The 25,992-nt window shown below is 67.2% G+C and carries 16 protein-coding genes; 7 read left to right on the forward strand and 9 right to left on the reverse strand.

What is annotated here, in order from left to right; translation table 11 throughout:
- Nucleotides 1-8: 8 nt before the first annotated feature.
- From FBZ90_RS09390 to FBZ90_RS09405, 4 genes are all read right to left on the reverse strand, one after another.
- Nucleotides 9-2,414 carry an ABC transporter permease gene (locus FBZ90_RS09390; RefSeq protein ID WP_186455691.1) on the reverse strand — a complete coding sequence of 802 codons (2,406 nt, stop codon included), beginning with the start codon at nucleotides 2,412-2,414 and terminating at the stop codon, nucleotides 9-11.
- 10 nt (nucleotides 2,415-2,424) lie between these two features.
- Complete coding sequence (locus FBZ90_RS09395) at nucleotides 2,425-4,824, reverse strand: ABC transporter permease (RefSeq protein WP_145731395.1); 2,400 nt, start codon at nucleotides 4,822-4,824, stop codon at nucleotides 2,425-2,427.
- Nucleotides 4,825-5,077: 253 nt separating this feature from the next.
- Nucleotides 5,078-6,130 (reverse strand): serine hydrolase domain-containing protein, encoded by a 1,053-nt coding sequence (locus tag FBZ90_RS09400; protein WP_145731397.1) that lies wholly within the window; start codon nucleotides 6,128-6,130, stop codon nucleotides 5,078-5,080.
- Between the two features lie 250 nt (nucleotides 6,131-6,380).
- Nucleotides 6,381-6,617: a hypothetical protein gene (locus FBZ90_RS09405; protein WP_145731400.1), complete on the reverse strand. Its 237-nt coding sequence runs from the start codon at nucleotides 6,615-6,617 to the stop codon at nucleotides 6,381-6,383.
- A gap of 177 nt (nucleotides 6,618-6,794) precedes the next feature.
- Here FBZ90_RS09405 and FBZ90_RS09410 point away from each other — a divergent pair, with 177 nt between their 5' ends.
- From FBZ90_RS09410 to FBZ90_RS09420, 3 genes are all read left to right on the forward strand, one after another.
- Nucleotides 6,795-7,739: a LysR family transcriptional regulator gene (locus tag FBZ90_RS09410; protein ID WP_145731403.1), complete on the forward strand. Its 945-nt coding sequence runs from the start codon at nucleotides 6,795-6,797 to the stop codon at nucleotides 7,737-7,739.
- Between the two features lie 596 nt (nucleotides 7,740-8,335).
- On the forward strand, nucleotides 8,336-11,362 hold the full coding sequence (locus FBZ90_RS09415) for a TonB-dependent receptor domain-containing protein (RefSeq protein WP_145731406.1): 3,027 nt from the start codon (nucleotides 8,336-8,338) through the stop codon (nucleotides 11,360-11,362).
- A gap of 135 nt (nucleotides 11,363-11,497) precedes the next feature.
- On the forward strand, nucleotides 11,498-12,010 hold the full coding sequence (locus FBZ90_RS09420; RefSeq protein ID WP_145731408.1) for a hypothetical protein: 513 nt from the start codon (nucleotides 11,498-11,500) through the stop codon (nucleotides 12,008-12,010).
- Between the two features lie 67 nt (nucleotides 12,011-12,077).
- On the opposite strand, the gene FBZ90_RS09425 is transcribed toward FBZ90_RS09420, so the two are convergent.
- Nucleotides 12,078-13,667 (reverse strand): S10 family peptidase, encoded by a 1,590-nt coding sequence (locus tag FBZ90_RS09425; RefSeq protein WP_145731410.1) that lies wholly within the window; start codon nucleotides 13,665-13,667, stop codon nucleotides 12,078-12,080.
- Between the two features lie 236 nt (nucleotides 13,668-13,903).
- On the opposite strand from FBZ90_RS09425, the gene FBZ90_RS09430 reads away from it, so the two are divergent.
- A complete protein-coding gene (locus FBZ90_RS09430; RefSeq protein WP_145731412.1) occupies nucleotides 13,904-14,779 on the forward strand; it encodes a MipA/OmpV family protein in 876 nt (291 codons plus the stop codon).
- Nucleotides 14,780-14,912: 133 nt separating this feature from the next.
- A complete protein-coding gene (locus FBZ90_RS09435) occupies nucleotides 14,913-17,228 on the forward strand; it encodes a S8 family serine peptidase (protein ID WP_145731414.1) in 2,316 nt (771 codons plus the stop codon).
- A gap of 174 nt (nucleotides 17,229-17,402) precedes the next feature.
- On the opposite strand, the gene FBZ90_RS09440 is transcribed toward FBZ90_RS09435, so the two are convergent.
- The gene (locus FBZ90_RS09440) at nucleotides 17,403-17,741 is read right to left on the reverse strand and encodes a P-II family nitrogen regulator (RefSeq protein ID WP_145731416.1); all 339 of its coding nucleotides are present in this window, start codon (nucleotides 17,739-17,741) and stop codon (nucleotides 17,403-17,405) included.
- Between the two features lie 184 nt (nucleotides 17,742-17,925).
- Nucleotides 17,926-19,332, reverse strand: coding sequence for an ammonium transporter (locus FBZ90_RS09445; protein ID WP_145731417.1), 1,407 nt, complete (start codon nucleotides 19,330-19,332; stop codon nucleotides 17,926-17,928).
- A 654-nt stretch (nucleotides 19,333-19,986) separates the two neighbouring features.
- Here FBZ90_RS09445 and FBZ90_RS09450 point away from each other — a divergent pair.
- Together FBZ90_RS09450 and FBZ90_RS09455 are read left to right on the forward strand one after the other, a co-directional pair.
- Complete coding sequence (locus tag FBZ90_RS09450) at nucleotides 19,987-21,315, forward strand: porin (protein ID WP_145731419.1); 1,329 nt, start codon at nucleotides 19,987-19,989, stop codon at nucleotides 21,313-21,315.
- Nucleotides 21,316-21,568: 253 nt separating this feature from the next.
- Entirely contained in the window at nucleotides 21,569-22,777 is a 1,209-nt protein-coding gene (locus FBZ90_RS09455) for a PAS domain-containing sensor histidine kinase (RefSeq protein ID WP_186455692.1), read from the forward strand.
- On the opposite strand, the gene FBZ90_RS09460 is transcribed toward FBZ90_RS09455, so the two are convergent.
- Together FBZ90_RS09460 and FBZ90_RS09465 are read right to left on the reverse strand one after the other, a co-directional pair.
- Nucleotides 22,766-25,603 carry a response regulator gene (locus tag FBZ90_RS09460; protein ID WP_186455693.1) on the reverse strand — a complete coding sequence of 946 codons (2,838 nt, stop codon included), beginning with the start codon at nucleotides 25,601-25,603 and terminating at the stop codon, nucleotides 22,766-22,768. The two genes, FBZ90_RS09455 and FBZ90_RS09460, sit on opposite strands and share 12 nt — an antisense overlap.
- Nucleotides 25,587-25,979 carry a response regulator transcription factor gene (locus FBZ90_RS09465; protein WP_186455694.1) on the reverse strand — a complete coding sequence of 131 codons (393 nt, stop codon included), beginning with the start codon at nucleotides 25,977-25,979 and terminating at the stop codon, nucleotides 25,587-25,589. Before FBZ90_RS09465 ends, FBZ90_RS09460 begins: the two co-directional genes overlap by 17 nt.
- Nucleotides 25,980-25,992 lie beyond the last annotated feature (13 nt).

Here is a 25,992-nt window from a genome sequence, read left to right on the forward strand (position 1 = left end):
TACCCCCCTTATTCGTACCGCAGCGCGCCGGCCGGGGGCGCCAAGGTCAGGCGGAGAACATGGACGGCGACCGTGGCCGCAGCGATAGCCAGCGCCAGGGCGCCGGCGGCCAGGAAGGTCCCCGGCCCCTGGTCCACCCGCACGGCGAATTGTGCCAGCCAGCGGTGCAGCCCCCACCAGGCCAGAGGCCACGCCAGCAGGTTGGCAACCAGTACCGGCCGCGCGAACTGCCAGGTCATCAGCCAGGCGATGTCCCAGGCCCGGGCACCCGCCACCCGGCGGATGCCGATTTCCTTGGTGCGCCGGGCCGCCGTCAGTGCCGTCAGGCCGAACAGGCCCAGGTTGGCCAACACGATGGCCAGCGCGCTGAACAGGGCAAAGACCTTGGCCTGCCGCTCCTCCCCCGCGTAGAGCGCCGCGATCTGGTCCTGGGCGAAGCCGCGCCGCCAATGCTCGACCTCCGGATACAGGCGCCGCACCACGGCATCGATGGCGGCCACGGCGCCCCCCTGGTCGCCGGGTGTCAGCCGGGCGCTCAGGAACGACGCCTCCCCACCCACGGTGAACAGCAGCGCCTCCGGCCGTTCGCGGGCGGAGCGGAAGCGCATATCCGCCAGCACCCCCACGATGCGCGTCGGCGGATCGCTGTCCAGGAAGCGGAAGCTGCGGCCCACCGCGTCCTGTGGGTGCGCGTAACCCATGCGCCGGGTGGCCTCCACGGTGGCCAGGGCGTACTCGGTGGCACCATCGGGACGGGCCGCTTCCGGCTTCCATCCCGTCGGCGTGCCCGACCCCGCCATCAGGGTGGCGCCATAGGTGGTGATGAAATCCTCATCCACCATGAACCAGGCCAGCGGCACCCGCTGGTCCCCGCCCGCCCCGGCTGCTCCTTCCGGCGGCCGGATGGAAAGGGTGGCGCGCGATTGGTTGGCCGGGACCAGGCTGGTCAGGCTGACGGACCGGACGCCGGGGATGCGCGCCACCTCCGCCTTCAGCGTCGCCGCCCGCGCGTCACCCAGGGGCAGGCGGCCCAGGGTGTAGAGTTCACCGGCGCGATATCCCAAATCCGCCGCCCGGGCGTGCTCCACCTGGCGATGCACCGTCAGGGTGACGATCATCAGGGCGATGGATACGGCGAATTGGGTCACCACCAGCACGGCGCGCATACGGCCGGCGCCGGGTGGCTGGGCCCTACCCTTCAGCACCTCCCCCGGGCGGTAACCTGAAAGCACGAGGGCGGGATAGAAGCCACCCAGGCCGCCCACGACCACGGGGGTCAGCGCGACCAAGAGGGGCAGCGGTGCCTGGCGCAATACATCCGGGGGCAAGGGCCGGCCCAGCAGATCCTGAAAGAAGGGTAACGCCAGCTCCACCAAGGCCAACGCCAAGAGCGTCGCCACCGACGACAGCAGCATCGCCTCGCCCATGAACAGCGCCACCAACTGGCGGCGGCGCGCCCCCACCAGCTTGCGCACGCCCACCTCGCGCGCCCGGTTGATGGCCTGGGCCGTGGCCAGATTGGTGTAGTTGGCGACGGCCACGCCCAGGATCATCAGCGCCACGCCGGCCAGGATGCGCAGCATGGCCATGTCACCGCCCGGCTTGTGGTCGCCCAGCGCCGACACGTGCAGATGAATGTCACCCACCGGGTCCAGGCGCAGGGCCAGCTTGACCAACCGGGGTGACAAGGTGTTGTGACGGTCGAGGAAGTCCGGCAGGCGCGCCCGCACGGCATCGACCGACACGCCTGGGCGCAGCCGGACGTAGGTGTTGATCGTCGGCTGGCTCCAATCCTCCACCGTCTGGCGCGCCCAGGATTTCGGCCCCCGCGCGGCGTCCGCGGCGATGGCGGTGAAATCCAGGTGGGTTTCCGCCATAGGCGCCAGCACCCCCGTCACCGTGAGCGGGGTGCCATCGCGGGTCTGCACGACGCGCCCCATGGCATCGGCATCCCCGAACAGGCGCCGGGCGAGCTCCGGACTGACGACCAGGCCGTCGGGGCGGGACAGAGCCGTGGCGGCGTCACCCCGCGCCAGGGGATAGTCCAGCACCTGAAGCAGGTTGGCGTCGGCCCACAGCAGCGGCACCTCGAAGGGTCTGTCCCCTACCTTCAACACCACTTGGTCCTGGTGAATGCGGGTCGCGGCCTCCACCTCTGGGAACTCGGCCATCAAGGGAGCCGCCATCTGCGGGGCGGAGCCCGCCGCCAGCATGGCGCCTTGCCCAGGCACGGTCAGCGTGGTGGCGATCCTGTATAGCCGGTCGGCGGCGGTGAACCCCCGATCGACCCGCAGTTCGGCGACCACATACGCCAGCATGAGGAGGACAGCGGCGATGCCCACGGCCAGGCCGGCGATGTTGAGCAGGGTGATCAGCGCATGGCGGCGCAGGAAGGCTGGCAGAAGGTGATGCACGTGGGCCTCCTTACTCATACCGCAGCGCACCGGCGGGCGGCGTTTGGGTCACGCGGACGACGTGCAGGGTGATGGTGGCCAGCGCCACGGCCAGCGCGATGGCACCGGCGGCCAGAAAGGTTCCCGGTCCCTGGTCCACCCGCACGGCGAACTGGGCCAGCCAGCGGTGCAAGCCCCACCACGCCAGGGGCCAGGCGATGGCATTGGCGATCAGCACTGGCCGCGCGAACTGCCAGGCCAGCAGCCAGGCGATGTCCAGCACCCGGGCGCCCACCACCCGGCGCAAGCCGATTTCCTTGGTGCGGCGGGCCGCCGCCAGCGCCGTCAGGCCAAACAGGCCCAGGTTGGCCAGCACGATGGCCAGCGCGCTGAACAAGGCGAAGACCTTGGCCTGCCGCTCCTCCGTCCGGTACTGGGACTCCAGCTTTTCATCGGCGAAGCCGCGCGGCGCGCGGCGCACTTCGGGATACAGGGTGTCCACCAGGGCGTTGACGGCCGCCAGGGCGGGCCGGGGATCGCCAGCCGCCAGGCGCACGGTCAGCGTGCCGCCGGTGGCGCCGATGCCGAACATCAGCGCCTCATCCGCGTCGCGGGCGGTGCGGAAACGGACATCGCCCAGGATGCCCGCGACCTCCACCGTCCTGTTTTCCTCATCGGTGTAGCGGTCGCCCACCGCGTCGGCGGGATGGCCGTAGCCCAGGCGGCGGGCCCCCGCCTCCGTCAGCCAGACATAGCGCCGCCCCCCCTCCGCTGGGGGGCGCCAACCGGGTGGCAGGGCGGCACCGGCCTTCAGCTCCAACCCATAGGTGGCGATGAAATCCGGGTCGGCCGAAAATTCGGCGATATAGGTCTGGCCCGGCGTGGCCCCATGGGCGTCGGCGGGCACGGTCATCAGGGACATGCTCTGGTCGATGGACCCGGGGGCCAAGCCGCTGAAAGTGGCGCCCAGGATGCCGGGCAGCTTGGCCAGCTCCGCCTTCATCGTGGCCGCGCGGTGGACGTCACCCGGCAGCTCGCTGACCATGTAGAGGTTCTCAGGCAGGAAGCCCAGCTTGGCGGTACGGGCATGGTCCACCTGGCGCAGCACCGTCGCCGTGGCGATGATGAGGGCGATGGAGATGGCGAACTGCGCCACCACCAGCACGCCGCGCAGCCGGCCGGCCGCGGGTGCCACGCTTCCCTTCAGCACCTCCGCCGGGCGATAGCCCGACAGGACCAGGGCAGGATAAAGCCCGCCCAACCCGCCAACCGCCAGGGGCGTGCCCAGCACCACGGCCAACAGGCCGCCATGGAGCAAGGGGGCGATGCCGAAGGACCGGTCCACCAGCGCCTGAAAGGCGGGTAGCGACACCTCCACCATCGCCAGGGCGGCCAGCGTCGCGGCCATGGCCAGCCCCACGGACTCCCCCGTGAACAACGCCACCAGTTGCCAGCGCCGGGCACCCGCCAGCTTGCGGATGCCGACCTCACGGGCGCGATTGATGGCCTGCGCCGTCGCCAGGTTGGTGTAGTTGGCGATGGCGACGCCCAGGATCAGCAGGGCGGCCACCGACAGGATGCCCAGGGTGCCCACGTCGCCACCCATCTTGCGCTGGTTGAAGGTCTTGACGTGCAGGTGAATGGCCGGCACCGGGTCCAGGCGCAAGGTCAGGAAGCCGGCCCGCACATCCTCCGGCAACTGCGTCAGGACGGCGCGCCGGCGCACGAAATCCGCCAGCCGCGCCTCCACCGCCGATGCCGAAGCGCCGGGGCGCAAGCGCGCATACACGGCGGTTTCACCCACATGGGACCATTGTTCCCCCACCATGTGGGCCCAGTTCTTCTCCCCCCGGCCGCTGTCCGCGGCGATGCCGGTGAATTTCAGGTGGGTTTCAGCCAGGGGCTTCAGCACGCCGGTGATCGTCAGGATCTGACCGCCCGCCACCGACACGGCGCGCCCCATGGGATCGGCGTCACCGAACAGGGTGCGGGCCAGTTCCGGCGTCACCACCAGCCCATCGGGACGGGACAGCGCCGTCGTGGCATCCCCCCGCGCCAGGGGATAGTCCAGCACCTGAAGCAGGTTGGCGTCCGCCCAAAGCAGGGGCACGGTCAGCGTCCGATCCCCCTCCCGCAGGTCGATGTCCTCCTCCGAGGCCCGGGTGACCGCCTCCACCTCCGGAAAGTCCTGGGCCAGCGGTTCCGCCAACAGCGGGGTGGACGCCCCCAGCACCACCGTGTTGCCTCCCAGGGACAGGGTGCTGGCCACCCGGTAAAGCCGGTCGGCACCGGTGAACCCCCGATCGACCATCAACTCCCCCGCCACATACAGGCTGACCACCAGGAAGCCGGCGATCCCCACCGCCAGGCCGAAAAGATTGAGCAGGGTGACCAGCGCATGACGGCGGAAGAAGGGTGGCAAGACGGTCATTCAGCATTTCCCCCGTGGCAGAATGAAGCCTATCGCCAAAGCAAAAGGCGTGCCCCGAGGGGAACGGCCTTCAACTTATTGTTTTTATTACAGAGTGTGCTGGGCCGGCGCTGTCCGCCCACGAACAGTGTCCGCAGGCGGACACCTGGAGCGTACCCGTTGCCGGACACCTGCTGTGTGCATCACAAGCCCAAAGCCGCTTTGGTCACCGCCGTGACCGCTCAGAGCGTGTCGCCGTTGTCTCCAGCCCGGATTATCTGCTTTTCACATACGTCGTCTCGAGCAACGCATCGGCCAGATCGCCGAGTTTCTGATAGTCCCAACTGGCGTTGTTGAGTGTTACGACCGTATGCTCATCCGCCAGCACCCGGCGCGCGACCATCCGAAAGCCGCCATTGCTGCCATCTTCCCATGCGAGTTCGCGCATCGCGCCACCGACTTGGGCGGACCGGATCCGACCGCCCAAAGCATAATGCTGGTCGGGCATTTGAATCGTCGTCAGTTCGCTGCGACTTCGCGCGGTGAGAAGGTCTCCGCTCAGCACCGCGTTCATCAGGGTCAGCAGATCGGGGGCGCTGGTATAGAAGCCGCCCGTCATGGCCATATAGCCGGGGATGGGATTGGGTTTCGGCTGCGGCGAGGGCGTCAGCGCCGCATAGCCGACCGCCATGCCGTCCGTCTTTGCGGAATCGCCGGAATAGATGCCACTGTCCTTGAGCCCCAGAGGGCGCACCAGCAGCCGGTCGACAAGTGCTGGGTAGGTCATGCCGCCGATACGCTCGACAATGGCCTGGACGAGGATCCAGTTGGACTGCGAATAGTCCCACTGCGTCCCCGGTGTGAACGCCAGGTCGCCGCTCGCGTAGCGACGCACCGCCTCAGGCATCGGCAGTTCGACGCCGCGGCTCGCGGGATCCGCCTGACGCGCTTTCAGCACGTCGTTGGGCAGACCGCTGGAATGGCACATCAGCCGCCGCAGCGTCAGCCGAGCGCCATTATCGGCGCGATAGTCGGGCAAGTACCGCCCGATCGGCGCATCAAGATCGAGCATGCCCTGATCTACCAGCTTCAGCACGACGACTGACGCAACCCATTTTGACATCGAGCCGATCTCGAACCGCGTGCGGGTGGTTACAGGGACGCCATTGGCAGCGTCGGCGATACCGATCGCAGCGATGCCATCGATGGTCCCACCGTGACCGACCAGCGCGACGCCGTTGAACCCGTCGTCCCGCGCCTTATCGATGAGCTCCCGCCAGCTTTGCGCCGACGCGGACGGCCAGGTGGTGTCTGCGGACGCCGGCATGGATGGGATCCGGCTGTGCGAGGATGGCGTGACACCGGGCAATGGCTCCACCGCACAGTCCACGGTGGTCAGACAGACGACGAGCGCGGCCACAGACGATATACGGCGGTATGGCAAGACCAACCGCGGCGATGGTGCCCGCAGGCTCATTTCCAACCCCTTTCCACGGATCAGGCTCCGGCCACGCGGCTTGGCCGCCACGTCCTTCATCCACCACGGTCGCAGTACAATGAACAAGGGGTGCCGGGCGTCAATCCCCGTAGGCATCCGGCCCGAAGGAGGGCGGCCCCGGTTTGGCCACCACGGTCGGCGGCATCTGGTCCGTGTCAGGCACCACCCGGACCAGGGTGCAAGGGTGGCCTTGGGCGTCGGCCGCCAGCAACGGCGGCGGACGGCGCATCAACAGGACGATGAGGGTAAGCATCAGCAACGCCAGCAGCGCGCGGGAAAACACGGCGCCGACGCCGCCGTGAGGGCGGCCGGTCATGACGACAGTCCTTGGTCGTGGGTCTGGTTCCAGGGTGCGGCCCTGGCGGAGAAGCGCCCGCTTGGCGGGATCGCTCCGTCATCCGCGAAGTATCGGTCGCCGAACCCTTGGCAACAATGCGTATTACGCGCAGTCTGCCTTCGCTAATGGCGAAGGCAGTTCTGGGAGCGAACCATAATGCAATTCGACCTGACCGACCTGGCCCTGTTCCGCGACGTGGTGGAGGCGGGCAGCATCACCTGGGGCGCCGAACGGGCCCACTTGGCGTTGGCCGCGGCCAGCACGCGCATCCGCAACATGGAAGTGTCGCTGGGCGCGACCCTGCTGGACCGTGGCCGGCACGGCGTGACCCCGACTGCGGCCGGCCGCGCCCTGCTGGCGCATGCCCGCACCATCCTGGGCCAGGCGGACCGACTGCGGGAGGATTTGAGCGTTTATGCCGGCGGGGCGGCGGGCAATGTCCGCATCCTGTCCAACACCAACGCGCTGACCGAGTTCCTGCCCGAATTGCTGGGCAGCTTCCTCACCGCCCACCCGCTGGTGACCGTGGATGTGGAGGAGCGCTTAAGCGATGAAATCGTGGCCGCCATCGCCGATGGCACCGGCGACATCGGCATCGTCGCCGGCACCGTGGAAACGGGCGACCTGGAAACCTTCCCCTTTCGTCAGGACCGCTTCGTGCTGGTGGCGTCCCCCACCCATCCCCTGGGTGCGCGCGACAGCGTGACCTTCGCCGAGGTGTTGGACCACGACTTGGTGGGCCTGGACCGGGCGGCGGCCCTGCAGCGCTTCCTGTCCGACCGGGCCGCCCGGGCCGGCCGCCGCCTGCGCCTGCGTGTGCAGTTGCGCAGCTTCGACGCCATCTGCCGCCTGGTGGAGGGAAACGTCGGCATCGGCATCGTGCCGGAAACGACGGCCCGCCGCGCCGCCCGCACGGCCGACATCCACTGCATCGCGCTGAGCGATGCCTGGGCGGTGCGGGACCTGAAGGTTTGCACCCGTGGCCGCTCACGCCTGCCCCGCTTCGCCAAGCTGCTGGCTGATCACCTGCTGGCCCAACACCCGTTAGGCGGAACGCCCGCGGTGTCGATCGACGATAGCGACCCGACGCCGGGGGCATGACGGAAGACGCCCGGCAGCGACGGCGGGGGCAACCGACGGTTTCACAACATCGCCGAACCCGGCTGCCGCCCGCCGTCGATCCAGCATCGAATGCGGCTGCGGCCCCACCGCCTTTCGCACCGCCCGACCCCAGCCAAAAGGCATATGGCAAGCCTGCCAAACGTTGGTTCTAAAGGATAGGTTACAGATGCGTTACTAACAGCTTGTTAGGTTTATAACTTCATGGCCGGTTTCGACAAATCACCGCAATAAGTTGATTAGTTTATGCAATATCCAGACAACAAATGAGTCTCACGCCATGCCGTCGGGCGTTAACCTTAACCCCCCGGCCAGATGCGACAACACGTCACGGAATATGCCTTAGGCAATAAGATTTCAAATTTTGACGCATTTGCATTTCTGCTGTTAGCAAAAATGTGACAAAATTCGCACACTATCCGGTTGATACAGATCGTTACAAAATCGGCCGTTTACTCAATCGCGCTTCTGCAAAAGAAATTGGTCGCAATCCTGCCCCGAGATGGGCGCGGGGCTGGCCGGGAGCCCCGAGATGGGACCGGCCAACGATCAAGATAGAAGAGAGATTGAGGAGAGGCATGAGGGAGATTTCCGTCGCCGCCCGCCGCAAGGTGTGGCGCCATGGCATCGCAGCGGGCGCCCTGATGGCGCTGGCCGCGACCACCGCCCAGGCCCAGCAGCAGGCCGCTGCCGATGATTCCCTGGAGGAGATCGTCGTCACCGGATCGCGCATCGCGCGTCCCAACCTGACGCAGCCCACCCCCGTCCAGGTCATCAACGCCGAGGCCATCCAGGCGTCCGGCCTGACCTCGACCGTCGACGTGCTGAGCCAGCTGCCCCAGACCCAGAACGACATGGGTCCGTCGAACAACGCCCGTTTCATCAATGGCGCCGGCGTGAACTTCGCCAACCTGCGCGGCCTGGGCGAATACCGTACCCTGACCCTGGTGGACGGCAAGCGCCACGTCGGGTCGCTGTCCGGCCGTAACGGTTCCGGCGGCACCTCGCTGGTCGATCTGAACAGCATCCCGCCAGCGCTGATCGAGCGCATGGAGATCGTCACCGGCGGCACCTCGGCCGTGTACGGCGCCGACGCCGTGGCCGGTGTGGTCAACGTCATCCTGAAGAAGAATTACGAAGGCGCCGAAGCGACCATCCAGCACAACTGGTCGCAGGGTGACGGCTTCCAGTCCACCGACGTCAGCGCCATCATCGGCCACAACTTCGACGGCGGTAAGGGCAACATCACCTTCGCCTTCGACTACAACCATGACCTGGGCCTGTACGGCCGCGACCGGCCGGAAGCGCTGTACAACTACTCCCTGGTGGCCAACCCGGCCAGCAAGGGCGCCAGCGACGGCATTCCCGACCGCATCACCATCTCCCCGACCCTGTCGTCGGTGCTGGCGGCCAGCGGCGCGCCCGTCATCCGCACCTGGCTGGATGCGGCGCACCCGCAGTACAGCTACACCTTCAAGCCCGATGGCTCGGGCCTGATCCCGTTCAACCGTGGCACGCTGATCAACGGCATTCCGGCCGGCAACAAGACCAGCGCCGGTGACACGGTGTCCATCGGCGGCGACGGCTACAACTCGTCCAAGTACCTGACGCTGCGCACGCCCAACCTGCGCCAGGTGGCCGATACCCTCGTCAACTATCGCCTGGCCCAGGACCTGGGCCCGATCGACACGCTGAACTTCTTCAGCGACCTGAAGTATTCCAACAGCCGTGGCACCAGCCGGTCCACGCCGATGGCCAATGGCACGGGCACGCCCTCCACGGGGTCGAACGGCGTTTCCGCCACCGGCGCGATCACCATCCAGGCCGACAACGCCTACCTGCCGTCCGACCTGAAGAGCCTGCTGGCGACCGACAAGATCTCCAGCTTCACCATGACCCGTCTGAACGACGACTGGTACGGCCCGCGCGAGTATTCTTATGAATACGAGGTGATGCGCGGCGTGTTCGGCCTGAACGGCGACCTGACCAACGGGTGGCACTACGAGGCCTATTACGACTACGGCCGCAACCGCACCACCTTCGTGAACACGGACCGGGTCACCAGCCTGTTCAACCAGCAGCTGGACGCCGTGAACGTGGGCGGCAAGATCGTCTGCCGCGATGCCACCGCCCAGGCCAACGGCTGCCTGCCCATCAACCCGTTCGTCGTCGGCCCGCTGAGCGACGCGCAGAAGGCCTACGCCTACACCTACACCAAGGAAATGGCGACGCTGCAGCAGCACGACGCCGCCTTCAACCTGAACGGCGACCTGTTCAAGTTCCCGGCGCTGTTCAGCGGCACCATGGCCCCGGTCAGCTTCGCCGCCGGCTTCGAGTACCGCAAGGAAGAGTCGGTGGACAAGACCGACTTCCTGCAGAACCAGCCCACCGGCACCATCTACGGCAACCAGAACGGTTCCGTGGCCGGCAGCTACGATACCAAGGAATGGTATGGTGAGCTGAGCATCCCCGTCCTGCGCGACATCCCGTTCGCCAAGGCCGTGGACCTGGACCTGGCCTACCGCTATTCCGACTACAGCCTGGCCGGTCCCGCCAGCACCTGGAACATCCAGGCCGGTTGGGCCGTCAACGACGACGTGAAGCTGCGCGGCGGCATCGCCCGCGCGGTGCGCGCGCCCAACATCGACGACCTGTTCACCCCGGCCGGCGACAACTTCCTGGGCGTCAGCGATCCCTGCACCATCCAGAACATCAACGCCAACGCCACCCGCGCCGCCAACTGCGCCAAGGTCGTGCCGGCGGGCTACAACTCCAACGACTTCAGCAACCCGTCCACCCGTACGGGCGGCAACATCAACCTGAAGCCGGAAATCGGCCGCACCCTGACGGCCGGCGCCGTGTTCACCCCGACCTTCGTGCCGGGCCTGAACGTGACCGCCGACTACTGGCTGGTGAAGATCACCCAGGGCCAGGCGGCGCTGACCTCCAACTCCATCCTGACCAACTGCTACGATCTGAGCGCCACCGCCCAGTGCAACCTGATCACCCGCCGTACGGACGGTTCCATCGCCACCATCTACGGCAACACCGTCAACATCGGTAAGGAAGTGGTGCGCGGTCTGGACTTCCAGGTCGACTACGCGTTCGAGCTGGACAAGGTGGGCCTGCAGAACATGGGCGGCCTGAACCTGGGCTTCACCGGCACCTGGATGCCGGAAAGCATCATCATCCAGGACCCGGCCCACGCCGAGAACAAGTTGTACCGCGCCGGGACCATCGGTTATCCGCACCTGAAGGGCCGTTTCACCGGCACCTGGGATTGGAACAACCTGACGGTCACCTGGTCCAGCCGCTTCATCGGCGAGTCCGAGACCTTCCCGAACTCCACGGCCGAAATCGCGGATTTCAACAAGATCCCGACCTACTGGTACCACGACATCTCCGCCCGCTACCGCTGGAAGAACATCACGGTGTTCGGCGGTATCAACAACCTGGCGGACAAGATGCCTCCGGCCGTGCCCTACCTGTACCAGGGCTCGTACCAGGGTGGTTCGTACGCCACGTTCCCGGTCACCACGGGTGGCGGCGGTTCGTACGACATCGTCGGTCGTACCTTCTTCGTCGGCACGACGGTGAAGTTCTGATGAGGTTGGGGGCCAGGCGGCAACGCCGGGCCCCCGTTCTCAAAGCGTCCGGGCCGCGATCGGGAAACCGGTCCGGCCCTTTTTCGCGTTAAGCCCTGCGCCCGATCACGGCCGCCGAGCCCTTGGGAGAGATGGATGAGGCCCGCCCACAGCACCGCCCCCCTCGCAGCCGCCTTCCTGGCCCTAACCCTGGCCCTGCCGGCGCATGCCGCCGTACCGAGTGCCGCCGGCGACGTGGTGGGCTGCAAGAAGATCGCCGACCGGGACCAGCGCCTGGCCTGCTTCGACAAGAGCAGCGACGAACTGGAGACGGAATTGAGGAAGGCGGTGGAAGCCACCTTCGGCGGATCGGCCGCCGGCAAGTCCGACCAGACCGAGGCCACGTTTGGCAAGCATGAGCCGCCCCCGCCCCCCGTGGCGGCGGAACTGGACAACATCAAGTCACGCATCGTGTCGGTGCGCCCCGACCCCGCCGGCCGCCCCATCTTCGTCCTGGAGAACGGCCAGGTCTGGCGGTCCCAGGAAAGCGCCCGCCTTCATCTGAAGGGCGATGAGATCGCCACCGTGTCCCATTCCATGCTGGGCATGGGCTATGAGCTGCAGGTGAGCGACATGTCCTATAGCCTGAGCGTCGTGCGCGACCGGTGAAAATGGCGGCGGCTTGAAAAATGGGCGGGAAAACAATCCCCGCCCACGCCTTTTCAGATTTCACGCCTCAGTTCTGCGCCGGGCTGCCGGCGACGATGAACTTGCGGATGTCCTGGGTCATCTTCTCGATGGCCTGGGGCTGCACGTACATCATGTGGCCGCCGGGGTAGTAGTTGAACGACACCCGGTTGGTGGGCACGCCCGCGTCGTTGAAGCTGTTCTCCGTATGGAAGAACGGTGTCGCCAAGTCGTAATAGCCCATGGCGACGAAGGCCCGCATGCCCTTGTTCTGGCGCATGGCGTCGCCGACAAAGGGGCCGACGTCGGTGCCGCGATAGGGCTCGCCGCCGCCGCCATCCACCTGGGCGTAGTTCCAGCGACGGTAGAGGGAGCCCAGCACCTTGTACTCCCGCCCGCCCATGTCCAGGCCCAGGTCGTTGCGGAAGTAGGTGTTCACCACGGCGCTGAACGCCCCGCTCATGCCGTTCAGGGAGGGGTCGTTGTCCGGCCGGTCGCCGGAGGCGTCGTAGTCGTCGCCCAGGTAACGGCCGTCGATGCGGCCGATGCTCTTGCCCTGGTCGCGCAGCAGTTCCTTCATGAAGCGGTGGTCCTGGATCTTCAGGTGCGATTGCTCGATGAAGGCCGGGGACAACCCTGTGAAGTGGGCCAGCTTGGCCACCACCGCCTTGTGCTGGTCCGGCGGCAACCGATTGCCCAGGATGAGGGCGGAGGCATACTCCGTCGCCGCGAACTGGCGGGCATCGGCCAGGAACCTGTCGAAGCCCATGGAGGTGTCGGCCACCTTCTTGTGATACCAGGCCGTGGCGGCATAGCTGGGCAGGAAGGACCAGTACGGCACCAGATTGCCCCGCGCGAAGGTCAGCGAGGTGTAGTCCATGGCTGGCGAGATCAGGATGATGCCGTTCAGGGAAACGGTGGAGGTGGTGCCGCTCAGTTCCGGCAGCATGGCGCCGGTGCGGATGCCGCCATAGCTTTCGCCACCCAGGAACTTGGGGCTGTTCCAGCGCTTGTTGTCGCCCAGCCAGACGCGCACGAACTGGGCGATGGATTTCGCGTCCTCCCGCACGCCCAGGAAGTCCTTCTCCTCCCCCTTGCCGATGGCGCGGCTGTAGCCGGTGGCGACCGGATCGATGAACACCAGGTCGGTCACATCCAGGATGGAATAGGCATTGTCCACCAATGGGAAGGGCGGCGGTCCGGGGTTCTCGGCATCCGCCGGGATCTGCACGCGCTTGGGCCCGAACACCCCCATGTGCAGCCATAGGCTGGCGGAGCCGGGACCGCCGTTATAGAGGAAGGTCACCGGCCGCGTGGCGGGGTTGGTGCCCTTCTTGGTGTAGGCGACGGCGAAGATGCTGGCGACGGGTTCGCCCTTGTCATCGCGCAAGTAGGTCTCACCGGCGGAAACGGTGTAGTCGATGCGCTTGCCGTTGAAGGTGCCCGAGCGGTCGACCGTCACGCGCCTGGGCGCGTCGGGCTTGGCGGCATCGGGGCCCGCCTTCGGGGCGCCGTCCTTGTGATCCTGCCTGTCGTCCTTCTTCTCCTGCGCGACACCCATCACGGCAGGAGCCATGACCGCCGGCACCGTCACGGCCAACACGGCAGCCACCAGCAGTCCCCAACGCCTGTTCTTCACTGGAACCCCCATTCTTCATTATGGCGGCCAGCGTAACAAAAGCCGCGGCAAAAAGGGGCCCGGATAAAAGTTTTAAGCGGGAGCATAGAGGGCACTGGGCGATCGCCCGGCGTGCATCACCCGCGGGGGTTCTCTCAGCAAGGGAACCTTTGGGCCGGCCGGGCGTTTTCGGCGGTGGCGCCTTGCGCGCTTCCCCGGTCCCAAAACACCCTCTCCCCTGGAGGCAAAAACAAATCATGGATAATCCCGGCGCCCCAACCCTGCGGCGGCCCGTCCGCCGCCCCGCGCTGACCGGTCTGCTCCTCAGCCTGGCGCTTTGCCTGTTCTGCCTGCTGCCCGGCAAAGCCAGGGCGCAAACACCGTCCCCCCTCAGTGAATGGCAATATTCCGCCGGCGTCCTGCTGCGGTCCAAGTTCGAGAACCCGCTGCCCACCTGGGATGTCAGTGTCGGCGCCGCGACGTCGTTGCAGCCGCGCTATGTCGGCTCTTCCGAGTACCATGTGCAGCCCGGCATCAACCTGGATGTGCGCTACAAGGACATCGCCTTCTTCTCCATGGGGGAAGGGATCGGCGTCAACCTGCTGCGCGGGGAGAATTTTCGCGCCGGCGTCGCCCTGGGCTTCGATGTCGGCCGCGACCAGGACGACAGTTCCCAGCTGCGCGGCCTGGGTGACATCTCCCCCGCGCCCGAGGCCAAGGTGTTCGCGGAGTACACCCTCTTCCCCGTGGTGCTGCGCACCGCCGTGCGGCGTGGCTTCGGCGGCAACAACGGCTGGGTCGGAGATATCAGCGCCTATCTGCCCGTCGCCGGGTCGGAACGCTTTTTCGTCTTTGTCGGCCCGACCGCGACCTATGCCGACTCCTCCTACATGCGGCGCTATTTCGGCATCAATCCCAACCAATCCATCCGCAGCGGATACCGGCAATTCACGCCCGGCAGCGGCTTCAGCAGCGCCGGCTTCGGCTCCAGCGCCGTGTGGTTCTGGACGGAGCATTGGTTCATGACGGCGGACGGCGCCTATCAACGCCTGCTGGGGGACGCCGCCGACAGCCCCATCACCCGCGCCCATTCCCAGTTCACCCTGAACTTGAGCATCGCCTACCGCTTCTGAAAGCCACCGCCTGAGCCGACCTCCAACCCCGTTGGCGGCGCCGTTCATCCACCTTAAGATGGCGCCGCCACGGGAAATACAGCCATGACGGCAGGCGGCAGGGGCCGCCCGCCCGGGTTGGGGGGATACTGGCATGCCACGCGTGATCAAGGTTTTCGATGCGACGGCGCAGGCGCTCGCGGCCCTGCCCGGCGTCCGCCTGCTGCAAAGCTATCCGGCCTTCCGCATCGTGGAGGCCGATGACGACACGGCCGCGGCCACCGTGCTGGCCACCGGCCTGACGGAGGACATCAGCGCGCTCTATACCCTGGCCATGCCGCATGGCGGCGCGGGAACCATCCACACCCATATCCCGCGCGTCGCCGCCGATGGCAGCCATGGGCCCCATCCCGCTTATGACAGCCAGGATGCCCTGCCACCGGGCACCCACCATTATATCGTCCAGTTCGTGGGGCCCATCCAGGATGCTTGGCTGGCGGCCGTCGCCACGACCGGGGCGGCGGTGGTGGAGCCGTTCCAGCATTTCGCCGTCATCGTCCGCGCCACGGCCGACCAGGCCGGCGCCGTCAGCGGGCTGGATGCCGTCCGCTGGGTCGGCCACCTGCCCTATGCGGCCCGCCTGGCCCATGAGATCGATGAATTGGCGGCCCCCCCGGCACCGGGCGACCATCATGGCCATGCCCTGGCGGACGCCTACACCGTGGAGTTCTTCCAGGCCACCCAGGCAAGCCAGGGGGCGGGGGACATCACCACGGCCGGCTTTACCGTGGTGGAGGAGGCACCGGGCAGCGCCCTGGTGGTGGTGCAGACGACGACGCCCGGCGAAGGCGACCTGCGCGACAAGCTGCGGGCGCTGGCGCAGGTGCACGGGGTGAAGCGCATCGGCCGCCAGGTGCTGCCCCTGCTGTCGACGGACCAAGCCACCCGCATCATCGCGCCCGCCAGCGCGCTGGGCGGGGTGCCGGGGCTGGACCTGTCGGGCGCGGGGGAGGTGGTGGCCCTATGCGACACCGGGCTGGACACGGGCGACCCGTCCACCATCCACCCCGATTTCGCGGGCCGCGTCCTGGCGCTGAAAAGTTATCCCATCAGCCCCAGCTATGCCGCGCGCGTCAACAATCCTGGCGCCGACGACGGCCCCGCCGACGTCAACCGGGGACACGGCACCCACACGGCCGGGGCGCTGCTGGGGGATGGAAGCGCCAGCGCCGACCTGCCCAACCGGGGGGGGCCGGTGCGCGGGCTGGCCCATCGCGCGCAGGTGATCATGCAGGCGGTGGAGCAGTTCCTGGATTGGAAGCCCGACCAAAAGACGCCGACCAGCCCCGCCTATGGCTTGGCCGGCCTGCCCAGCGACCTGAAGGTGCTGTACGGGTGGGCCTATGAGCAGGGTGCGCGCATCCATTCCAATTCCTGGGGCGGCGGCACGAAGCAGGCCTATAACTCCTACTGCACCGACATCGACACCTTCGTCTGGAACAATCCCGACTTCTGCATCGTCTTTTCCGCCGGCAACGACGGGGTCGACAATGACGGGGACGGCAAGATCGATCCCGGCAGCGTCACCCCGCCGGGCACCGCCAAGAACTGCATCACCGTCGGCGCCTGCGCCAACAGCCGCCAGGACATCGCCATCACCAACGGCAAGAAATGGGGCGCCAAGGCGGCCCCCGTCGACGCCCTGGTGGCCGGCGGCCCGGACCAGATGGCGCCGTTCAGCAGCCGGGGTCCCACCCAGGACGGACGGGTGAAACCCGACGTGGTGGCACCCGGTACCTTCATCCTGTCGACACGGTCCCAGCGGCTGACCAGCTACAACGGCCAAACGCCTTATTACGACCCCGCCACGCAATTCTACATGTATGAAAGCGGCACCAGCACGGCGGCCCCCCTGGTGGCCGGGGCGGTCACCCTGATCCGTGAATACCTGCGGACCCGCGTCGGCCTGCCCTCGCCCTCGGCCGCCCTGTTGAAGGCGGCGCTGGTCGCCGGCGCGGTGCCGTTGAGCGGTACCGAAGGCCCGCTTCCGGACATCAACCAGGGCTTCGGCCGTGTCCACCTGGACACCCTGCTGGCCCCGGCCGCCCCGGCGCGCGTCACCTTCCTGGACGGGAACAGCGCTGGGACGGGCGATCTTTACGAGTACCGCCTGGACGTCACCACCGACGGGCTGCCCCTGCGGGCAGTGCTGGCCTATAGCGACTATCCCGGCGCCAACCTGGTCAACAACCTGAACCTGGTGGTACGCGGGCCCGACGGGGCCGCCCGCACCGGCAACACCGGTCCAGATGGCCAGACACCGGATGGCAAGACCATGGACAGCGCCAACAACGTCGAGGCCATCACCGTCCCGGCGGCGGTGACCGGCACCTGGACCATCCAGGTGATCGGCGCCAATGTGCCGCAAGGGCCGCAACCCTTCGCCCTGGTCCTGCTGGCGGCAAGTTGAGCGAGAAAAAGGGCGGCGAGCCCCCCGGCTGCCGCCCTTCCCCCATCATTCACAAAACCAAAGTACCGTCTGGACAAAAGCATCCGATCCCTTTCCCCGGGGTCTGATCGCGGGGAAAGGAACATCGGGCGCCGATTGGGAACCCGGTTAACGGGTACCCGTTTGGCCGCGGCCTTACAGCGCGTCGGCGTCTGTCTCGCCCGTACGGATGCGGACGGCTTGCGCCAGTTCCAGCACGAAGATCTTGCCATCGCCGATCTTGCCGGTGTTGGCGGCGGCCTGGATGGCCTCCACCACCTTGTCGGCGAGATCATCGGGCACCGCCACTTCGATCTTCATCTTGGGCAGGAAGCTGACGGCGTATTCGGCGCCCCGGTAGATCTCGGTCTGGCCCTTTTGCCGGCCATAGCCCTTGACCTCGGTGACGGTCAGGCCCTGCACCCCCAGGCCGGTCAGGGCATCGCGCACCTCATCCAGCTTGAAGGGTTTGATCACCGCGATAATGAACTTCATCAGACCACTCCCTGATTGGATATTCGTGATCGCCGTGAGGCGGGCCGGCCGGATCGGGCTTTCCCCTTGCCGGCCGGCCCTGGACCCCACGGATCCGCTTAGACTTCAGTCCCTTGGGGATAGCTTACGGCATCCCCGGGGCACGCGCCCAACGCTTAGTGGCCAGGGCTCGGTGGCCAAGGGCTCAGTGGATGGACTCGCCGTGCAGGGCGATGTCCAGGCCGTCGCGCTCGACTTCCTCATCGACGCGCAGGCCGATCACCAGGTCGATGATCTTCAGCAGCACGAAGGTGATGACGCCGCACCACACGATGGTGAAGGCAACGCCCTCCAACTGGGTGATGACCTGGGCGGCGTTGCCCTCGATCAGGCCCAGCTTGGTGTCCGGCGCGTCCTTCAGGGCGGCGGCGAAGGCGCCCTCGCTGTTGCCGATGGATATCTTGGCGAACACGCCGGTCAGGATGGCGCCGACGATGCCGCCGATGCCGTGCACGCCGAAGGCGTCCAGACTGTCGTCATAGCCCAGGGCCTTCTTCAGCGAGGTGGCGGAGAAGAAGCAGATGATGCCGACGGCGATGCCGATGGCGAAGGCGCCAACGGTGTCGACGAAACCGGCGGCCGGGGTGATGGCCACCAGGCCGGCCACGGCGCCCGAGATGATGCCCAGGACCGAGGGCTTGCCCTTCACGGCCCATTCCACGAACACCCAGGCCAGGGCGGCGGCGGCGGTGGCCACCTGCGTGACCGTCATGGCCATGCCGGCGCGGGGGCCGGCGGTCAGGGCGGAGCCGGCGTTGAAGCCGAACCAGCCCACCCACAGGAGGGAGGCGCCGATGAGGCTCAGCACCAGGTTATGGGGGCTGAAGTCGGCGTTGGGGTAGCCCTTGCGCTTGCCGATGACCAGGCAGGCCACCAGGCCGGCGATGCCGGCGTTGATGTGCACCACCGTGCCGCCGGCGAAGTCCAGCACGCCCAGCTTGGCCAGGTAGCCGTTCGGGTGCCAAACCGTATGGGCGATGGGGGCGTAGACGACCAGCGACCACAGGGTGATGAACACCAGCATGGCCGAGAACTTCATGCGATCGGCGAAGGCGCCGGTGATCAGGGCCGGCGTGATGATCGCGAAGGTCATCTGGTACATCATGAACACCGGCTCCGGGATCGTCGGGGCCAGGGCGTGGGTGCCGGTGGGGTCCATGCCCGCCAGCAGCACGCGGCTGAAGCCGCCGATGAATTCCTTGGCGTCGGCGGCGTCGCTGGCCGCGGAGAAGGCCAGGCTGTATTCAACCAGCGCCCACAGCACGGTGACGAGGCAGGTGATGGCGAAGCTTTGCATCACCATGGCCAGCACGTTGAACTTCCGAACCATGCCGCCGTAGAACAGCGCCAGGCCGGGGATGGTCATCATCAGCACCAAGGCCGTGGACGTCAGCATCCACGCCGTATCACCACCGCTGATGGTGGGTGCGGCGGGTGCGGCCGCCGCCGCGGCCGGCGCCGCGGCGTCCTGAGCGAAGGCCAGCGCCGGCGCCATGCCGGCCAGCACCATCACCGCCAATCCAAGTAAACGGTTCCCAAGCAAACGGTTCATCTGGCTCCCCATTCCCGTTCGTTTAAGCCGGTTCCGGCACCCCCGGGTCTGCCCCCAGGAACCGGTCCGGCCATCAGCCAACCTTTTCCTCCTTTCAAAGTCCGTGCCGCAGCCCCAACAGGCATACGAACGGCGGGAATACTGGCTCCCCGCCGGGCGGATTTGTTGCCAAAAGGTTAAAAAAACCGCACGGATTCGGGACTGATGAGGCGACCAGAGCGGCGATTGCCCACTTTTTGGGCACAACCCTTCCCGCCACACGCTGCGGTTTCAGCTTATTTTTGAAGCTGTTTCAAGCGGCTGGTCGTTAAGGTTGATCATCTGCGGTCAACGACGAACGAATGATTTCGCTGAAAGCACAAAAGATGTGCATATTTTTCAAAATCGGCCACCGCGCCACAACTTATGGAAACCAGTTTCACGCCGCCGGCGGCATCTTACAACCCAACGGCGTAAAAAGGCCTTCTTCCAGCTCGGCCCCCGGCAAATCAACCTTTTGTGGCCGCCCTGCCCACCCTGCGGCCAAACGTCCCGGCCCGAACACGCCGAGGCGTTGCCCGGTTTATGGGCATCGGCTTGGAACTGGCATCGATCTTGCTGCGTCGCAATACGCAGTCATCGCTACATAACAACAAGCCTCACGGAGAATAACCAATGGCCTCAGTTCGGGAGATTGAAGTCGGCTGTCCGATTGCCAACCGCGCGCCGGCCCCGCGCGGACGCACCACCAAGGCTTTCCTGCTGTCGGCCACGGCCGCCGCCGCGGTCGGCCTGATGGTGGGCCTGTCCGCCATCGCCACGCCGGCCCTGGCGGACGAGGCGGCCCCCACCGAGCCACCGGGCATCAAATGGTCCGCCTATGCTGAAGCCGGCGCCACCTTCAACAGCAACGGCCCCACGGGCGGCACCAACTACGGCCACCTGTTCACCGACAAGACCAACCAATTGGTCCTGAACCAGTTGTCCGGCACCATTTCCAAGGATCTGGACCCGAAGGCCGAAGGTTTTGACTGGGGCTTCAAGGTCCAGGCCTTCTACGGCACCGACGCGCGCTACACCCATTTCCTGGGCATCCTCGACACGGGCATCAAGGAACGCACCCAGCTCGACCTGGTGGAAGCCAACGTCCTGCTGCACTTCCCCAGCCCCGGCGCTGGCGGCCTGGACCTGAAGGTCGGCGCCTTCTCCACCCCCTTGGGCGCGGAAGTCATCGCCGCCCCGTCGAACCTGTTCTACAGTCACAGCTACATCTTCAACTTCGGCTTGCCGCTGAAGCACACGGGCGCCTTGGCCACCCTGCACCTGACGCCGGACATCGACCTGTATGGCGGCGTTGACAGCGGCGTGAACACGACCCTGAGCGACGGCGACAACAACGGCGCCGCCGCCGGCATCTTCGGCATCGGCCTCAACAACCTGCTGGACGGCAAGCTGACCGTCCTGGCCCTGACGCACGTGGGCCCGGAAAACCCCAGCCTGAAGGCGCCGCTGGGCTACGCCGACGCCAATAATGAGAACCGCTGGATCAGCGACATCACCGCCACCTTCAAGGCGACGGATGAACTGACGCTGATCACCGAACTGAACTACATCAAGGATGATCTGTTCAACGTCGACGGCGGCGGCATCGCCCAATATGTCAGCTACACCCTGACGCCGGAGCTGACGGCCAACCTGCGCCTGGAATACTGGCGGGATGGCCATGGCTTCTTCGTGGCCGCCTTCCCCGGCAACCGCGACTTCGTCTACCTGGAAAAGGGCGAGCCGCTGGAAAAGGGCGCCATCGGCACCGGCGTGGGCACCAGCTATGGCGAGCTGACCGTGGGCCTGACCTGGAAGCCGGCGGACCTGGGCGTGCTGGATGGCCTGACCCTGCGGCCGGAAGTGCGCTACGACAAGGCCAACCACAACGCCTACGACAACCTGACCAAGGATGACCAGTTCACGTTCGGTGTTGATTTGATCCTGCCTTTTGGCGGCTGATCCGTTACCATGGTTTGGGCGGGCGGTTCCTGGAGCCGCCCGCCCTTATAATTCCAGGATGAACAGGATGCGGCGCGGGCCTGGGCCGGCGCCGGTTTCATTTGGTGCGTTTGGACTTGCCCGCGGATGCCCCTTCGCGACCGGGGCCAGGCAGTCCGGATCCTATTCTTTCCCATGGCGGCGAGAGCCCTTGCGGAGGCGTGGTTTGTTGACAGGTTCGCCGGTTTCCTCGCGCATCGAGCCCCCATCGGCCATGACCGTTCCCAGCCCGGTTCCCCTGGACACGCTGCCCGCGCGGCCGCCGGCCGAGCCCGCGTTCGCCGCGGGTGATGAGACCCATTCCGGCGACCGGTATCGCCGCCTGTTCGAGCAGGCACCCTGGGGCCTGTTCCAAACCACGATCGACGGCCGCTACCTGGATGCCAATCCCGCCCTGGCCCGGCTGTATGGCTATGACAGCCGCGAGGACATGCTGGGCGCGCTGACCGACATCGGAGCGCAGTTGTACGTCGACCCCGGCCGCCGCGAGGCCTTCGTGACGGAAATGCGGGCACGAGGCGTCATCCAGGGCTTCGAATCCCGCATCCGGCGGCGCGACGGCACCATCATCTGGATCGCCGAAACCTGCCGGGAGGTGCGCGACGCCAACGGCCAGCCCCTGTATTACGAGGGCACCGTCGAGGAGATCACCATCCGCAAGGAGGCGGAGCAGGCCCTGCGCGCCGCGAATGAGAAGGCGCAGCGCGCCAATGAGGCCAAGGAGCGCTTCCTGGCCCTGGTGACCCATGAGTTGCGCACCCCCCTGCACGCCATCCTGGGCTTCGGCGACCTGATCGCCCAGCTGGACCAGGACGAGGTGGCGGAGCGGGACGATTACCTGCGGGAGATCACCGGCGCGGGCAACCGGCTGCTGCGCACCATCAACCGCCTGCTGGACTACACCCGCCTGGCATCCGGCGCCGCGACCAGCGAGTTGCAGCTGATCGAAGTGGAGCCTTTCATCGCCCGCCTGATCCGTCAAATGGGCGGCGGGCAGATGGGGGGCGGGCGGGAGAAGCGCGTGCGCATCCAGCACGAGGCGGAAACGACGGCGCCTTGCGTGCTGGAGGTTGACGGCAACCTGCTGAACCGGGCCCTGACAGAACTGCTGACCAACGCCCTGGCCTATTCCCCGCCCGAGCAGGTGGTGGTGGTGGAAATCGGCCAGCGGCGGGAGGGCGTGACCTTGCGCGTCATCGACCAGGGCCGCGGCATGTCGGCGGAGGAATTGCAGGCCGCCGCCGTCCCCTTCGGCAGCGTCATCCTGCAGGCGCGCTCGCGCCAGCAGGGCTTGGGCCTGGGCTTGCCCATCGTGCAAAGCATCGCGGCGATGCTGGGCGGACATCTGGACCTGACCAGTTCGCTGCTGAACGGTACCGTCGCCACCCTGTACCTGCCGACGCAGCCGGCCCTAAGCCCCTGACGCGGCGGCGGCGCACAGCGCCTCCACCTTCCCGGCCAGGCGCTCCACCACCACCGGCTTCAGGAAAAAGGCGTCGGCGCCAGCGGCCAGCACCGCCTTCTCATCCGACCGTTCGCTATAGCCGGTGTAGAGCACGCAGGGCAGATCGGGCCGCCGGGTCTTCAACAGCGCGATGAGGGCAAGGCCGGTCATGCCGGGCATGGTCTGGTCGCTGACCACCGCGTCGAAGGCGTGCGGGTTTTCCTCGAACACCTCCAGCGCCTCGGCCGGGGTTTCGCAGATGGCGACCTCGTGCCCCCGCCGCGACAATCCCTCCAGCAGCATGTCGCCCATCTCCGCCGCATCGTCCACCACCAGGATGCGCAGCCGGCGGCGGGGCGCCACCTTGACGATGGGCGCCGCCGCCAGGAGGGGCGCGACGGTACCCGGCCCGCCGATCGGCAGCAGGATGCGCAGCAGGGCGCCCTCGCCCTCCGCCGACATCACCGTCATGCCGCCGCCATGGGCGCGGACGATGCCGTAGACCACGGGCATGCCCAGGCCGGTGCCCCGCCCTTTGCCCTTGGTGGTGAAGAAGGGCTCGAACAGGCGGGTCATGACCTCCATGGTCATGCCATGGCCCTCGTCCTCCACCTCCAGCACGACATGCGGGCGGCCCTTGTCGAAGGGCAGCGCCTCATGCTCGGCCCACCGCCCCTCCCGTACGCGGACGTCCACCGGCGCCGGGCCAGGAAACAGGCGGATGAGGATGCGCCCCCCTTCCCCCCGCCGGGCATCGTGGGCGTTCAGCACCAGGTTCATCAGCACCTGGACCAACTGCGCGGGATTGGCGCGCACATTGGGTACGGTCCCGGCGATCTGGAAGATCATCTCCGTGGTCGCCGGCACGGCGGAGCGCAGGATGCCCCGCGCGTCTTCCAGCACCGCCACCGGCGACACCGCCTGCAACTCCCCCTTGTCGGAGCGGGCGAAGGTCAGGATTTGGCCCACCAGCTCCTTGGCCCGCTTGCCCACGGCGCTGATGCGGGCGACGTAGCTGTGGGCCTTGTCGTTGGGGTCCAGGTCGTCCAGCAGGAATTCGACATAGCCCAGCATGGCGCCCAGCAGGTTGTTGAAATCGTGCGCGACACCGCCGGCCAGCCGGCCAATGGCCTCCATCTTGTCCTGCTGCAGGACCTGGCGCTGCAACTCCTCCCGCTCGCGGGCCGCCCTGCGGGTGGCGGTGACATCGCGCAGCACCATGACGATGTCGCCGTTGGGCCGCAGGCTCAGCGTCGTCTCATACGCCTCCATGGCGCGACCCCAGACGCTTTGCCAGCTTTCGCCGATCCAATGGGCGTAGCCGGTGGACATCAGGCCGTCACGCTGGCGCCGCTGGTCCTCCTCCACCGCGCCCCGGGTTTCCGGTGTCAGCAATGCGGCCCAGCGGTGCCCCACCACCGCCGCCTCGTCGGGCGCGCCCAACAGGGATATCGCGGCGGGGTTGGCATAGATCACGGTGTAATCCGGATCGAACAGCACGATGGCGTCCTTGGCGGCGCCGACGCCGGCCAGCATGCGTTCCAGCGCCGTGGTCCGCTCCTCCACCTGGGCGCGCAGGCGGTCGCGTTCGGCCAGCGTCCCGCGAAAGCGGACCAGCGCGCGGGCGATACCGCCGATCTGGTCCTGCCGGTCCGTGTCCGGCATGGACGCCGTCTCATCCCGCTCCAGCGTGTCGATGGCCCGCGCCATGCGCGCCAGCGGCACGCCGATGATGGCCCGTACGGCCGCCACCAGCACCAGGCTGACCAGCAGGCCCGACACCAGGGCCGCCACCATGATGGCGGTGCCGATGCCGGCGAAGGGCGCGCTCAAACCTTCCACCGGCACGTCCAGCAGCAGCAGACGGCGGTTGTCGCCCTGGAAGAAGGTCATGGGCACGGCATAGCGGCGCACACGATGGCCGGCGGTGTCCACCCGCTCCACCTCATAAGGCTGGACCTTCAGCACCCGGTCCAGTTCATCCGGGCTCAGTTGGAATTGTGGCCCATCCCCCACCGTGGCCTTGGTGGCCAGCAGGGCGTGGTCGGGATGGTAGGTCCAATTGCCCTCGCGATTGATCATATAGATACTGCCGCCCAAGGGCCGGCGGGCGTCCAACTCCCGCGCCCGCTGTTCCAGCGACAGGTCCGTGCCGGCCACGCCGATCAGCCGCCCGTCCACGATGACGGGGATGGTGTAGGAAATCATCCAGGTGGGCCGGCCCAGCACCGGATAGAGATAGGGGGGGACCGCCTGGCGCTTCCGGCTCTGGGCGGGAAGGGCGTAATAGTCGTCGCGGTAGAAATCCGGCCGGACCTCGCCCAGCTTAACGTCGGACGGGCCGTCGGGCACATAATAGACGGCGAAGCGTCCGCTCTCAGGCAGGCCCAGGGCCGGGTCGCCGTTCCTGAAGGCCTGGTCCGGCCCCATGAAGTCCGGTTCCGCCAGGAACCAGAAGCCGACCATGTTGGGGTGGGCCAGGGCGGTGCGCGCGATATAGGTGGCCACCACGCGCCGGTCGCTGGCCCCGGTGGCGACCATGCTTTCCACCTGGCGGGCGAGGCCCTCGACGAACGCGATCTTTTCCCGGGTGATGGCGGCGATCTCGCCCGCCTGCTTGTTGGCCAAATCCTGGCCGTAATCGAGCGCGAACCGCTGCACCACGGCGCGGCTGCTGCGCACCGCGACGAAGGCGGTGCCGGCCGCCGCCAGCAGGACCAGCGGCACCAGGATGAACAGCAGGCGGGTGGTGATGCTGCCCCGGATCAGGGAAACCCGTGCGGGGGCGTCAGGCGGCCGGGTCACAGGCCTCCTTCCCTGGCTGGGCCAGGAACTGAGCCAGCGCGTCGCCCAAACCACCACCGCTCTTTTCCGCGATGGCGGCGCCATAGATCAGCTGCGCCGCGCGCAGGCAGGGTCCGGTGATGACCTCCGGCCCGTCGCTGAGGATCAGCAGCGGCATGGCGGGGTGCATCGCGCGAACCTCACGGGCCATTTCCAATCCATCCATCTCCGGCATCAGCAGATCCGAAACGACGGCACGCACCGGCTGGGTCGCCAGCAGAAGAAGCCCCTCCCGGGCCGAGGCGGCCATGATGGGGACTTCACCCAAACGCCGCACCGCCTCGCACAGATAGTCGCGGAAATAGGGGTTGTCGTCGACGATCAGGATGGCGCTCATTGGGATAGGCTTT

Origin of the sequence: Nitrospirillum pindoramense (genome assembly GCF_007827955.1) — a bacterium.
GTDB classification, from domain to species: domain Bacteria; phylum Pseudomonadota; class Alphaproteobacteria; order Azospirillales; family Azospirillaceae; genus Nitrospirillum; species Nitrospirillum amazonense_B.

What these genes read in the sequence shown, in the direction of transcription:
- FBZ90_RS09395 (WP_145731395.1), bottom strand. Translation starts at nt 4,824, where the DNA reads ATGACCGTCTTGCCACCCTTCTTCCGCCGTCATGCGCTGGTCACCCTG.
- FBZ90_RS09400 (WP_145731397.1), bottom strand. Translation starts at nt 6,130, where the DNA reads ATGCCGGCGTCCGCAGACACCACCTGGCCGTCCGCGTCGGCGCAAAGC.
- FBZ90_RS09405 (WP_145731400.1), bottom strand. Translation starts at nt 6,617, where the DNA reads ATGACCGGCCGCCCTCACGGCGGCGTCGGCGCCGTGTTTTCCCGCGCG.
- FBZ90_RS09410 (WP_145731403.1), top strand. Translation starts at nt 6,795, where the DNA reads ATGCAATTCGACCTGACCGACCTGGCCCTGTTCCGCGACGTGGTGGAG.
- FBZ90_RS09415 (WP_145731406.1), top strand. Translation starts at nt 8,336, where the DNA reads ATGAGGGAGATTTCCGTCGCCGCCCGCCGCAAGGTGTGGCGCCATGGC.
- FBZ90_RS09420 (WP_145731408.1), top strand. Translation starts at nt 11,498, where the DNA reads ATGAGGCCCGCCCACAGCACCGCCCCCCTCGCAGCCGCCTTCCTGGCC.
- FBZ90_RS09430 (WP_145731412.1), top strand. Translation starts at nt 13,904, where the DNA reads ATGGATAATCCCGGCGCCCCAACCCTGCGGCGGCCCGTCCGCCGCCCC.
- FBZ90_RS09435 (WP_145731414.1), top strand. Translation starts at nt 14,913, where the DNA reads ATGCCACGCGTGATCAAGGTTTTCGATGCGACGGCGCAGGCGCTCGCG.
- FBZ90_RS09440 (WP_145731416.1), bottom strand. Translation starts at nt 17,741, where the DNA reads ATGAAGTTCATTATCGCGGTGATCAAACCCTTCAAGCTGGATGAGGTG.
- FBZ90_RS09445 (WP_145731417.1), bottom strand. Translation starts at nt 19,332, where the DNA reads ATGAACCGTTTGCTTGGGAACCGTTTACTTGGATTGGCGGTGATGGTG.
- FBZ90_RS09450 (WP_145731419.1), top strand. Translation starts at nt 19,987, where the DNA reads ATGGCCTCAGTTCGGGAGATTGAAGTCGGCTGTCCGATTGCCAACCGC.
- FBZ90_RS09455 (WP_186455692.1), top strand. Translation starts at nt 21,569, where the DNA reads ATGACCGTTCCCAGCCCGGTTCCCCTGGACACGCTGCCCGCGCGGCCG.
- FBZ90_RS09465 (WP_186455694.1), bottom strand. Translation starts at nt 25,979, where the DNA reads ATGAGCGCCATCCTGATCGTCGACGACAACCCCTATTTCCGCGACTAT.